The following is a 12,814-nucleotide window of genomic DNA, read 5'->3' on the forward strand; positions in this document are numbered from 1 at the left end:
TTACTTCTCTGCCTTGACCGGGGTGATGGCCGAGGACGCTGCGTCCCCGCCCTCGTGGTGGTGCATGTCCATCTGCATGCTTTCCTGCGGCGCGTCGTGCTGCATGCCTTCCATCGGCATCTCGCCGTGCTTGGCGGCGTCATGCGACATGTCGCCCATGTGCTTGTTGATCACGCCGACGAACAGGTCCGGCGTCACGTTGCCGTAATAGGCCACCGGCGCCTTTTCGCTGGGCTGCGCCAGCGCCTTGTAGCTGTCGGCATTGAGCGTGGCCTGGGTGGCCTTGGCCTTGGCGATCCAATCCTTGAAGCCATCTTCCGAGGTGGCGATGGCCTTGAAGTGCATGTCCGAGAAGCCTTCGCCACTGAAGTTGGTCGACAGGCCCTCATACGTGCCCGGCTCGCGCGCGATCAGGTGCAGCTTGGTTTCCATGCCCGCCATGGCGTAGATCTGGCTGCCCAGCTGCGGGATGAAGAACGCATTCATCACCGAATCGGAGGTGATCTGGAAATTCACCGGGCGATCGGCCGGGAAGGCCAGCTCGTTCACCGAGGCCACGCCGTATTCCGGGTAGACGAACAGCCACTTCCAGTCCAGCGACACGACCTGCACCGTTACCGGCTTGGCTTCGGACTCCAGCGGCTTGTACGGATCCAGCTCATGCGTGCTGATCCAGGTGATGGTCGCGAGGATGACAATGATGATGGCCGGGATGGTCCACACCACCACCTCGATCTTGGTCGAGTGCGACCAGTCCGGTGCGTAGGTGGCCTTCTTGTTCGAGGAGCGGTAACGCCAGGCGAACCACAGCGTCATCGCGATCACCGGGATCGCCACAATGGCCATCAGGCCCAGCGCGATCAGGATGAGGGACTTTTCATGGGCGCCGATATCGCCCTTGGGCGTAAGGACTTCCATATTGCAGCCGCTGAGCAACACAGCGACGCCAACGCCTGCATAGCGCAGGCGCGAAAAGAGGGCTTGCATGTTCACTGACTACCTGGGGTGCAGCGTGGGGACGCGGCATGGTAGCCATGTTAGGTTCGTGTTGGTACTTCTTTGAGACACAATGCCGCAGTAGCAAATTTTTGCGCATACCGCCGCGACCACTTGACTTAAAAAAGCAAGTACGCGCACCCGCTTTCCACGGTCGACTTTGGTGGAAAACCAAAGAAAATCCGGCGTGCGCAGCCCTGCTACCATGCGCCAATGGACCACGCCACGCCCGCCCGACTGACCGCCCTGCGGCAAGCCATGCGACAGCACGACGTCGCCGCCTGCCTCATTCCCACCGCGGACCCACACCTTTCCGAATACCTGCCGGCACACTGGCAGGCCAGGGAGTGGCTGTCGGGCTTCACCGGTTCGGCGGGCACGCTGGTGGTTACCGCCGACCACGCCGGCTTGTGGACCGACGGCCGCTACTTTGCGCAGGCGGCCAAGGAACTTGCCGGCAGTGGCATCGAGTTGATGAAGCAGCGCGTGGCGCACGCGCCGGAACATATCGACTGGCTGCTGGATCACCTTGGCGAAGGCCAGACGCTCGCTGTGGCGGGCGACAGCTTTCCGCTGGCCGCCGCGCACGGGCTTGCGCGGCGACTGGAGCGCATCGGCGCCCACCTGCGCACCGACCTTGATCTGCCCGGCCAGATCTGGCCGGACCGCCCCGCCCTGCCCGCGGCCCCGATCGTCGAGCATCCCGCCCGCTACGCCACGCAGCCGCGCGCCGACAAGCTCGGTCGCCTGCGCACCGCCATGCGCAAGCTGGGCGCCACGCATCACCTGGTCTCCAGCCTGGACGACATCGCCTGGCTGACCAACCTGCGCGGCAGCGACGTGGAGTGCAATCCGGTGTTTCTCGCCCACCTGCTAGTGCAGGTCGAGGGACACGCCACCTTGTTCGTGGATCGCGGCAAGCTGACCGATGCCCTGGTGAGCGCGCTCGGCGCGGACCACGTGCGCATTGCCGATTACGCCACGGTGACCGACGCGCTTTCCGAACTCGGCGCGCAGGATCGCCTGCTGCTGGATGGCAACCGCGTCGTGGGGGCCGTAGCGTCCGCCATCCCGGCTGCCACCACGTTGATCGAGGCGCCCAATCCGTCCACGCTGCTCAAGGCGCGCAAGACGGAAGCCGAACTGGAACACATCCGCGACGCGATGCGCCGCGACGGCGCCGCTCTCGCCAGGGCCTTCCGCCGGCTGGAAGAACGCGTGACCGCCGGCATGACCCAGACCGAGCTGGACGTGGACGCACTCCTGCTCGAGGAGCGCTCCATCCAGCCGAATTTCGTCGGCGAGAGCTTCTCCACCATCGCCGGCTACCAGGCCAACGGCGCGCTGCCGCATTACCACGCCACGCCCGAAGCGCACAGCACGCTCAAGCCGCAGGGCCTGTTGCTGGTGGATTCCGGCGGCCAGTACCTGGGTGGCACCACCGACATCACCCGCGTGCTCGCGCTGGGCGAGACCACCGCCGAGCAGCGCCGGGACGCCACTTTGGTGCTCAAGGGCATGATCGCGCTCAGCCGCGCGCGCTTCCCCAGGGGAGCCAGCGGCCCGCAGCTCGACGCGCTGGCGCGTGCGCCGCTGTGGGCCAGCGGCATGGACTTTGGCCATGGCACCGGCCATGGCGTGGGCTACTTCCTCAATGTGCACGAAGGCCCGCATGGCATCCGCCCGCCAGCCTCCGGCGCCACGCTGGTGCCGCTGGACCCGGGCATGATCACCTCGATCGAGCCCGGCCTGTACAAGCCGGGCCGCCATGGCATCCGCCATGAAAACCTGGCCGTGGTGATCGAAGCGGACAAAACCGAGTTCGGGGAGTTCTACGCCTTCGAAACCCTGACGCTGTGCCCGTTCGACCGCCGTGCACTGGAGCCCGGCCTGCTTAACCCCGAGGAACGGGCCTGGCTGGACGACTACCACGCCACCGTGCGGGCGGCCCTGTCGCCCCTGCTGGAAGATGCGGACCTGGCCTGGCTGGAGCGGCACTGCGCGCCTCTATAAAGAAGCGGCACCACAGGGTTAACGCACGCCACATGCTTTTGCCCGTCATCCTGGCGCAGGCCGGACAAGCGCGAAGCGCGCAGAACGCCCGTAGGGCGGCCCCGAAGGGGCGAGCGCAGCGAGTCATCCAGTAGAGACACCGCATGGTCTTTGCCAGGAGCCACACCGGGGGCTTTTCGCGACAACCCTGCACTGACGCCACTGGATCCCGGCCTACGCCGGGATGACGAGCAAAAAAAAGCCGGCGCGCCCGGCAGGTGCGCGCGACCATCTTGACCCCTTACCCGCTCCCCGCCATCCTCCCCCGATTCTCGAGCTTCGACCCGTACCCATGAGCAGTCGCTACAACGCCGCCGACATTGAAGTCCTCTCTGGCCTTGACCCGGTCAAGCGCCGCCCCGGCATGTACACGGACACCTCCCGCCCGAACCATCTGGCGCAGGAAGTGATCGACAACTCGGTGGACGAAGCCCTCGCCGGCCACGCCAAGTCGATCGAAGTGATCGTGCACACCGACGGCTCGGTCGAGGTGTCCGACGACGGCCGCGGCATGCCGGTGGACATCCACCCGGAAGAAGGCGTGCCGGGCGTCGAGCTGATCCTTACGCGCCTGCATGCGGGCGGCAAGTTCTCGGGCAAGAACTACAACTTCTCCGGCGGCCTGCACGGCGTGGGCGTGTCGGTGGTGAATGCGCTGTCCAATCGCGTGGAAGTCACCATCCGCCGCGACGGCAACGAATACCGCATGGCCTTCGAGAACGGCGACCGCGCCAGCGAACTCGAAATCATCGGGACGGTGCCCAAGAAAAAGACCGGCACCACCGTGCGCTTCTGGGCCGACCCGAAGTATTTCGATTCGCCGAAGATCTCCCTCGGCAAGCTGCGCCACCTGCTGCGCGCCAAGGCCGTGCTGTGCGCCGGCCTCAATGTGAAGCTGGTCGACGAAGCCACCGGCGACGTCAACGAGTGGTACTACGAGGACGGCCTGCGCGATTACCTGCGCGATGAGCTGTCCAACGCCGAAGCCATCCCGGCCGAGCTGTTCGTGCACCACGTGCAGCGCGAAGCCGACGGCCTCGACGTGGCGCTGGCCTGGCTGCCGGAAGGCGAGCTGGTGCAGGAAAGCTACGTCAACCTGATTCCCACCGCGCAGGGCGGCACCCACGTGAACGGCCTGCGCTCGGGTCTCACCAATGCCATCCGCGAGTTCTGCGACATCCGCAACCTGCTGCCGCGCGGCGTGAAGCTGGCGCCGGAAGACGTGTGGGAGCGCCTCGCTTTCGTGCTGTCGGCCAAGCTGCAGGACCCGCAGTTCGCCGGCCAGACCAAGGAACGCCTGTCCTCGCGCAACGCCGCGGGCATGGTGGAAGGTGTCATCCACGACGCCTTCAGCCTGTGGCTCAACCAGCACGTGGACCTGGGCGAGCGCATTGCACAGCTCGCCATCGAGCGCGCCAGCGCGCGCCTGAAGGCCGCCAAGCAGGTGGTGCGCAAAAAGATCACCCAGGGCCCCGCCCTGCCCGGCAAGCTCGCCGACTGCACTGCCACCGACCTCAGCCGCACCGAGCTGTTCCTGGTGGAAGGCGATTCGGCCGGCGGCAGCGCCAAGCAGGCGCGCGACAAGGAATTCCAGGCGATCCTTCCGCTGCGCGGCAAGATCCTCAATACGTGGGAAGTCGAATCCGGTTCGGTGCTGGCGTCCGAAGAAGTGCACAACCTCGCCGTCGCCATCGGCTGCGACCCGGGCAAGGACGACCTCTCCGGCCTGCGCTACGGCAAGGTGATCATCCTGGCCGACGCCGACTCCGACGGCCTGCACATCGCGACCTTGCTGAGTGCGCTGTTCCTCCGGCACTTCCCGGCGCTGGTGCGCGAAGGCCATGTGTTTGTCGCCATGCCCCCGCTGTTCCGCGTGGACGTGGGCAAGCAGGTGTTCTACTGCCTGGACGAAAACGAGAAGAACGCGATGCTGGAGCGCGTGCAGCGCGAAAAGATGAAAGGTCAGGTCAGCACCACCCGCTTCAAGGGCCTGGGCGAGATGAACCCCGGGCAGTTGCGCGAATCGACCATCCATCCGGATACGCGCCGACTGGTGCAACTCACCGTGGACACCGACGACGGCACCACCAAGCTGATGGACATGCTGCTGGCCAAGAAGCGCGCCAGCGACCGCAAGGCCTGGCTGGAGGAAAAGGGCGACCTGGCGACGCTGGAAGTTTGACGGCAAGACGGCAGCGCGACTGCCGTCCTGATCCAGGACAAAGCCTTCACTTGCCCCAGCGCTAAGCTGGGGCGATGCATACCCACTGGACCAGTCACGCCATCCAGACCCTGGACGCCGAGGCGCATCGCTCGGCGGACACGCACCTCATCCGCCTCGACCTCCCGGCCTTTCCTGGCATCCCGCTCTATCTGAAGGACGAATCCGTCCACCCCACCGGCAGCCTCAAGCACCGGCTGGCGCGCTCGCTGTTCCTCTATGCGATCTGCAACGGCTGGCTGGAGGAAGGCAGGCCGGTCGTAGAAGCCTCCAGCGGCAGCACGGCCATCTCCGAAGCCTATTTCGCGCGATTGCTGGGCCTGCCGTTCTTCGCCGTAATGCCCCGCAGCACGTCCCGCGACAAGGTCGCGCAGATCGAATTCTTCGGCGGCCACTGCCACTTCATCGACAACACCGACGTGTACGGCGCCGCCCAGCGCCTGGCCGGCGAACTTGGCGGCCACTACATGGATCAGTTCACCTACGCCGAACGCGCCACCGACTGGCGTGGCAACAACAACATCGCCGAATCGATCTTCCGGCAGATGCAGCGCGAGCCTGACCCAACGCCGCGCTGGATTGTGGTGCCCGCCGGCACGGGCGGTACTTCCGCCACCATCGGCCGCTACATCCGTTACCGCGCCGGACAGCACGACCGCACGCAGCTGGCGGTGGTCGATCCCGAGCATTCCGTGTTCTACGACTATTACCACGGCCGTGATCCGGGCCTGCAGCTGTCGCGCGGCTCACGCATCGAAGGCATCGGCCGGCCGCGCGTGGAGCCCTCGTTCATTCCCGACGTCATCGACCGCATGCTGCGCATTCCAGACGCATCGAGCATTGCCGCCCTTCGCCTCCTGGAAGCACTGCTTGGACGCCGCTGTGGCGGCTCCACCGGCACCAACCTCGTCGGCGCGCTGCAGCTGATGTGCGATATGAACGACAAGGGCGAACGAGGCCCCGTGGTCACCCTGATCTGCGACGGTGGCGACCGCTACAAGGGCAGCTACTACGACAGCGCCTGGCTGGACCGCGAAGGCCTGCACCAGCCCGACGAGCTGTCGCGCCTGGAAGCCGTGGTCCGGCAAGGCCGCTGGATCGACTGACCCGCGGTGCTTACACTCAACGTCTGGCCCCGCCACGACACGGAACCCTCATGGCCCTGACGCCGCCCATCGACATGCAGCGCTGGATCGACGAACACCGGCACCTGTTGAAGCCGCCGGTGGGCAACAAGTGCATCGTGGATGGCGACTTCATCGTGATGATCGTCGGCGGCCCGAACTCCCGCACGGACTTCCACTACGACGAAGGCCCGGAGTTCTTCTACCAGCTCGAAGGCGAGATGGTGCTGAAGGTGCAGGACGATGGCGTGTTGCGCGACATCCCGATCCACGCCGGCCAGATGTTCTACCTGCCGCCCTGCGTGCCGCATTCGCCGCAGCGCATGCCCGACTCCATCGGACTGGTGATCGAGCGCCGGCGCCTTGCCGGCGAAAAGGATGGCCTGCTGTGGTTCTGCGAGCACTGCAACCACAAGCTGTATGAGGAGTACTTCACCCTCGGCAGCATCGAGCAGGATTTCCCGCCCGTGTTCGAGCGCTTCTACCGCTCGATCGATGCCCGCACCTGCATGGAATGCGGGCACCTGAATCCGGCACCGGCCAAGTACGGCTGAGGCGCAGACCGGCGAACCAGCCGCCGTGGCTCAGCTGCGATGCAACCATTTGCCCGCCATGCGGCGCAATGATTCGTCGCTGGAAGGGTCCGCGGCGATCTCGCGGATCGAGCGCCACGCAAGGGCATGCGACTCCTCGCTGACCTCGAACACCTCGCTCGCTCCCGCGCGCACGACGTAGCGCACGTCGTAGTGCCAATGCTCCGGCTCCTGCCCGCGCGCAGGGATGCGATGGCGATCCAGGTCGAACAGCCCGGGCTCGACACTCAGGCCGCTCAGGCCGGATTCTTCCTCCGCCTCCCGCAGCGCCACGCGCGACAGATCGGCGTCGCCATCGGCATGCCCACCCAACTGCAGCCAGCGGCCCAGTTTCCGGTGATGGGTGAGAAGAACGCGCTCGCCATCCGCACTGACCAGCCAGGCCGAGCCGGTGAAGTGCCCTTCGTGATTCTCACGGACAAAACCATGCGCACCCTCATCCAGCATCTCAACAAAATGAGTGACATCGGGCTCGCCTGGCCACTGCCGAGCGTAATCAATGAACTGCTGGCGCAATGCGGTCACGGATGACATGGTTCCCAGGTGTTTTCGCTCAACGAAATGCAGAGCAAGCCCGCACATTATCTCAGGCTGCGCCGCTGACAGCGCAACGGAGCCGGTCCCTAGCATCAACAGGCATCCACAGTTCGTGGATTTCCCGTTGCGGCAAGGACGATTCCCATGCGCAGAGCGCTCATCACGGCATTCGGCTTGATCGCTTGCGCCGCGCAGGCGGGTACCCAGGAAGCGAACTTTACCGGCCCGTTGATCACCCCCAACGCCTCTGCCCTGCCGGCAGGCATGGTGCTCGCCGAGCCCTATTTCATCTACTCGGAAAGCCATGCGAACTACGACGCGCAGGGCGACCGGCATGACGACCGGCCGGGATCGCACCAGTGGTTGCTACTGGTACCCGTCACGCTCGGCGTCACCCGTCGCTTCAACGTCCAGCTCACCGGTGGCATCGCATACAACGTGTCGGGCGGCTACCACAGTGACGGGGCCCGTCTTGCGGATACCACGCTCACCTTCCAGTACATGTTCGTCGCGCCCCGCGGGGACGGCACCGGCCCGGCGGTCTCGGCCAGCTATGCGCATGTGTTTCCCACCGGAAAATACGATCGCCTCGGGGACAACCCGCTCAATGCGACCGGCACCGGCGCATCCGTCGACCGGCTCGCGGTTTTCGCGCAGCAATTGTTCTGGCTGGACAACGGGCATCCGCTGCGCCTGCGCGCGCAATGGGCGTGGAGCCCGGCGCCTGCGCGCGTCTATCTCGACGGCATGAGCGCCCATGGCACCAGCAAGGTCTTCCAGGGGTGGGTGAAGCCAGGATCGACGCTCGGCATCACCGCCGCCGTCGAGTACGGCCTCAGCCAGCACTGGGCGCTGGCCACCGACCTCACCTGGAGCCATCAACGCAGCGGCATGCTGCAGGGAACAGACTGCTGGCCGGACGCCTACCAGAGCGTCGAGCAGCGCAAGCCCGTGAGCTGGAGCTACAGCATTGCGCCGGCCATCGAATACAACATCAACGGCAACTTCGGCATCATCGCGGGCGCGCAGATGAGTTTTGCCGGACACCGCAGCGCATCGTACGTGACGCCCCAGATTGCCGTGAACATGGTGTTCTGACGGTGCTGCCACGCAGCACAACCGATGCGGAAAACCGCGCCGTGAGGCCAGTCACGCAAGCTGCGAGACGGCCTTCGGGCCACCCGCAACGCAGCTTGTGCCTCCGCACCCCGCTGGGCTATGGTGCCCTGTCGTCGCGGGGGAAGCGGCGCCTCAGCCATGGCGAAAGTCACGGTTTCACGCTTTTAAAAAACGATAGATCCGGCGGTAGGGGAGAAACATGCTGAAAAACCTGTTCGCGACGCATCCGATCCAGGCGTCGCCCCATGTCGATGCCGGCGAGCTGCCGCACGACAGCTTGCAAGGCGAAGCAAGCCTCAAGCGCGTACTGACCGCACGTCACCTTGTGACGCTCGGCATCGGTGCCGTGATCGGCGCCGGTATCTTCGTCATCACCGGCCAGGCTGCCGCCGAACACGCTGGCCCCGCCCTGATCATCAGCTTCATCGTGGCCGGCATCGCCTGTGCCTTCGCCGGCCTTTGTTACGCGGAATTCGCGGCCATGATCCCGGTCTCCGGCAGCGCCTATGCGTACTCCTACGCAACGCTCGGGGAAATCGTCGCCTGGTTCATCGGCTGGAACCTCGTCCTCGAATACCTCTTTGCCGTCGCCACTGTCGCGGCGGGCTGGTCCGGGTATTTCAACGAGTGTCTTTCGATCCTCGGACACTGGACCGGACTGCCCCTGTCTTTGCCCGAGTATCTGTCGACCGCGCCGCTCAAGTTCACCGACACGCACCAGATCGTTTCCACCGGCGCGCTCATCAATCTGCCCGCTGTGCTCATCGTCAGCGCACTCACCTGGCTGTGCTACGTGGGCATCACGCAGTCGACCTTCGTCAACTCGCTGATCGTGACGATCAAGGTGCTGGTCATCGCCCTGTTCCTGATCTTTGCGTTCCGCTTCATCAACCCGGCCAACTGGCACCCGTTCATCCCGCCGGAGGAAGGCCCCGGCCGCTTCGGCACCAGTGGCATCTTCCGTGCCGCCGTGCTGGTGTTCTTCTCCTACGTCGGTTTCGATGCCGTTTCCACCGCCGCTGGCGAAGCCAAGAATCCGCAGCGCGACATGCCGATCGGCATTCTCGGCTCGCTGGCCATCTGCACTGTCCTGTACATCGCGATGGCGCTGACGCTCACCGGCATCGCCCCGTACTACAAGCTGGGCACGCCTGAACCGGTCGCCACGGCGCTGAGCCTCTACCCGCAGCTGACCTGGCTGAAGGCCATCGTGTCGTTCGGCGCGCTCGCCGGCCTTTCGTCGGTGATCCTGGTGATGCTGCTCGGCACCTCGCGCATTTTCTTCAGCATGGCGAAGGACGGACTGCTGCCCAATGGCATGTCCCGCGTGCACGCCAAGCACCGCACGCCGCACGTGGCCACCATCATCGCCGGCGTCTCGGCGCTGGTGATCGCCGGCCTGTTCCCGGTGAGCATCCTCGGGGAGCTGGTCTCGATGGGCACCCTGCTGGCGTTCACCACGGTGAGCATCGGCGTGCTGATCCTGCGCTATACGCGCCCTGACCTGCCGCGTTCGTTCCGCGTGCCGGGCGGCACGCCCGGCATCTGGTTCGTGAGCCTCGCCGGCGCCGTGATCTGCCTGTACCTGTTCTGGCAGTCGTTCCGCGCCAACTGGCCGCTGATGCTGGGCTGGACCACCATCGGCATGCTCATCTACGCCTTCTTTGGGTATTCCCATAGCAAGCTCCGCGAGCAAAACTCCTGATCCGACACGAAGGGCCGGCCCAGCGCCGGCCCTCTCGTTTTTCTGAATCCGCGCCTCCCGCAGCACCAGGCCGACGCATGCTCAAACAGTTATTCGCCCGTAAAACCGACTTCTCCGACGCCGACGACGCGTCCCACGGCCCCACTCTCCGCCGCACGCTAGGCCCCTGGGGCATCACTGCACTGGGCATTGGCGCCGTCATCGGCACCGGCATCTTCGTGGTGACCGGCCAGGCCGCCGCGGAACACGCAGGCCCGGCCGTGCTGATCTCCTTCATGCTGGCGGCCATCTGCAGTGCCTTCACCGCGCTGTGCTACGCCGAGTTCGCCACGCTCATTCCGATTTCGGGCAGCTCGTATTCGTACGCCTACGCAACCCTGGGCGAGCTCGTTGCCTGGTTCATCGGCTGGAACATGGTGCTTGAATACGGCATCTCCGCCTCCGCGGTGGCGGCCAGCTGGACGGGCTACTTCACCAGCCTGCTCGACAGCATGGGCATCCATCTGCCGATCGCGTTGACGGAGGCACCCCTGGCCTTCACCGATGGACATCTCGTGGCCACCGGACACCTGATGAATCTCCCCGCGGTGGCGATCGTGATGGCGCTGACCGCGCTGTGCTACGTCGGCATCAAGGAGTCGTCCGGGCTCAACGTGCTCATGGTGGCGCTCAAGGTGGGCCTGATCATCATCGTGGTGGTCGCCGGTTACCGTTACATCGACCCGGCCAACTGGCACCCGTTCATCCCTGCCAACGAGGCGCCCGGCAAGTACGGCTGGTCGGGCATCATGCGCGGCGCGGCCATGGTGTTCTTCGCCTACATTGGTTTCGAGGCGACATCGACGGCGGCACAGGAATGCAAGAACCCGCAGCGCGACCTGCCGTTCGGCACGCTGGTCTCGCTGGTGATCTGCACGGTGCTCTACCTGGCCATGGCCGCTGTACTCACCGGCCTGATCTCCTACACCCAGCTCGGCACTTCGGAACCCGTGGTGACGGCGGTGAAGAACTATCCGCAGCTGGGCTGGCTGCGCCTGGTGGTGGAGATCGGGGCGCTGATCGGCCTGTCCTCCGTGATCCTGGTGATGATCATCGCGCAGCCGCGCATCTTCATGATCATGTCCCGTGACGGCCTGCTGCCCAAGGTGTTCAACCGCATCCACCCCAAGCACCGCACGCCGCACATCAACACGGTCATCACTGGTGTCGGCATCGCCATCCTCGCTGCGGTGTTCCCGCTCGACCTGCTGGCCGACCTGACCTCGATGGGCACGCTGATCGCCTTCGTGGCGGTGTGCGCAGGCGTACTGATCCTGCGCTACACCTCGCCCCACCTGCATCGCGGCTTCCGGGTGCCCTGGGCCTGGTTCATCTGCCCCGCCGGCGTGATCAGCTGCCTGGCCTTGCTCTACTTCATGAGCTGGTTCAACTGGCTGCTGATGATCATCTGGACGGTCATGGGCCTGGCCATCTACTTCGGCTATGGCATCCGCCACAGCCGGCTCCACCAGCGCCCCGAACAGGGATAAGCGGGGTTCGGCGGCGATCTGACGTTAACGTCGCCGAAAACCCCTCACTGGACTACCTCACCTCCGGGGAAGGAATAATCGCCTGTCCGGGATTATTCGTGAGGCCCAGTCTTTAATGATCTTGTAAGTTACTGTTTTTTCTAGTTTTAACGAGACTTTTTCGAGAAAATTTTGGGGCCCGCGGGCCCCAAAATGCCCCGCCAGGAGTATCATCTGTGCTCCGTGGGTTGATCACTTGGCAGTGGGCCCCGGATTGCCGCCCGGCGCGTCAGGCGGGTCAGCTCCTCGGCCTGACGCGTCTGGGCAGCATCTTCTCTCTCACCGAGTTCTTCGGTTCGAGTCTTACTCCGCGAGCACGAAAAACATTCGCCATGCGAAGCGTGATCGTGTGCGTGACGGTCGCGTTATCAAAAAAGAAAGGCCGGCATGCAAGCCGGCCTTCGATATCGCGCTGAGCGGTGTGATCAGGCTTTCTTCGGCGCGTGCGACACGCACCAGCCCTTCGCGTTCACGGCCTTGCCCGGGAACAGCTGGCACGGCCCATAGCCGCTTGGGCCGCCGGAGTAGAACTGGCAGTTGGTGCAGGTGTCGCCAGCCTTGTGCTTCGCGTCGGCCGTCTTGCTGGCGTCCTCGACATAGCCGAGCGCCTTGGCCGTCGGATCGCTGTCAGCCAGGTGCGGCAGGTCGGCAGCGCGCGCGATGCGCGGCAGGGTGCCGATCACAGCGGCGGCGACAGCCGTCCCGGCTGCGGCCTTGAGAAACCGGCGACGCGATTCGATATCTTTCTCATGCGACATGGGTCCAACCTCCGTCCTGAAGCATTCATGTCCGTCACGCCCGTGACGAACCTTTGTCCGATCCTACTAGCCCCGTCGATAAGTCGTGAGAATGGATCGCATTTTCGGACCATGCGGTAAAACAGGCGTGGTATAGTTTCC

At 65.0% G+C, this 12,814-nt stretch carries 10 protein-coding genes; 7 read left to right on the forward strand and 3 right to left on the reverse strand.

Translation table 11 applies throughout. From position 1 onward, the window contains the following. Positions 1–987 carry a ubiquinol oxidase subunit II gene (gene cyoA / locus HY57_RS14615; RefSeq protein WP_019464432.1) on the reverse strand — a complete coding sequence of 329 codons (987 nt, stop codon included), beginning with the start codon at positions 985–987 and terminating at the stop codon, positions 1–3. 222 nt (positions 988–1,209) lie between these two features. On the opposite strand from cyoA, the gene HY57_RS14620 reads away from it, so the two are divergent. From HY57_RS14620 to HY57_RS14635, 4 genes are all read left to right on the forward strand, one after another. Continuing rightward, positions 1,210–3,009 carry an aminopeptidase P family protein gene (locus HY57_RS14620; protein ID WP_019464433.1) on the forward strand — a complete coding sequence of 600 codons (1,800 nt, stop codon included), beginning with the start codon at positions 1,210–1,212 and terminating at the stop codon, positions 3,007–3,009. A gap of 331 nt (positions 3,010–3,340) precedes the next feature. Beyond that, the gene (gene parE / locus HY57_RS14625; RefSeq protein WP_019464434.1) at positions 3,341–5,230 is read left to right on the forward strand and encodes a DNA topoisomerase IV subunit B; all 1,890 of its coding nucleotides are present in this window, start codon (positions 3,341–3,343) and stop codon (positions 5,228–5,230) included. Positions 5,231–5,304: 74 nt separating this feature from the next. Continuing rightward, the gene (locus HY57_RS14630; protein ID WP_019464435.1) at positions 5,305–6,375 is read left to right on the forward strand and encodes a PLP-dependent cysteine synthase family protein; all 1,071 of its coding nucleotides are present in this window, start codon (positions 5,305–5,307) and stop codon (positions 6,373–6,375) included. A 50-nt stretch (positions 6,376–6,425) separates the two neighbouring features. Further along, positions 6,426–6,947, forward strand: coding sequence for a 3-hydroxyanthranilate 3,4-dioxygenase (locus HY57_RS14635; RefSeq protein WP_019464436.1), 522 nt, complete (start codon positions 6,426–6,428; stop codon positions 6,945–6,947). A 30-nt stretch (positions 6,948–6,977) separates the two neighbouring features. Here HY57_RS14635 and HY57_RS14640 read toward each other — a convergent pair whose 3' ends face one another. Continuing rightward, the gene (locus HY57_RS14640; RefSeq protein WP_019464437.1) at positions 6,978–7,433 is read right to left on the reverse strand and encodes an NUDIX domain-containing protein; all 456 of its coding nucleotides are present in this window, start codon (positions 7,431–7,433) and stop codon (positions 6,978–6,980) included. Positions 7,434–7,667: 234 nt separating this feature from the next. On the opposite strand from HY57_RS14640, the gene HY57_RS14645 reads away from it, so the two are divergent. The 3 genes from HY57_RS14645 (at position 7,668) to HY57_RS14655 (ending at position 11,876) form a co-directional block, all read left to right on the forward strand. Then, complete coding sequence (locus tag HY57_RS14645) at positions 7,668–8,621, forward strand: hypothetical protein (protein ID WP_019464438.1); 954 nt, start codon at positions 7,668–7,670, stop codon at positions 8,619–8,621. Positions 8,622–8,841: 220 nt separating this feature from the next. Next, positions 8,842–10,347 carry an APC family permease gene (locus HY57_RS14650; protein WP_019464439.1) on the forward strand — a complete coding sequence of 502 codons (1,506 nt, stop codon included), beginning with the start codon at positions 8,842–8,844 and terminating at the stop codon, positions 10,345–10,347. A gap of 77 nt (positions 10,348–10,424) precedes the next feature. Continuing rightward, positions 10,425–11,876 (forward strand): amino acid permease, encoded by a 1,452-nt coding sequence (locus HY57_RS14655; RefSeq protein WP_019464440.1) that lies wholly within the window; start codon positions 10,425–10,427, stop codon positions 11,874–11,876. 464 nt (positions 11,877–12,340) lie between these two features. Here the strand turns inward: HY57_RS14655 and HY57_RS14660 are convergent, their stop codons facing one another. Continuing rightward, a complete protein-coding gene (locus HY57_RS14660) occupies positions 12,341–12,673 on the reverse strand; it encodes a high-potential iron-sulfur protein (protein WP_019464441.1) in 333 nt (110 codons plus the stop codon). Between the last annotated feature and the right edge of the window lie 141 nt (positions 12,674–12,814).

The organism is Dyella japonica A8 (assembly GCF_000725385.1).
Lineage (GTDB): Bacteria > Pseudomonadota > Gammaproteobacteria > Xanthomonadales > Rhodanobacteraceae > Dyella > Dyella japonica_C.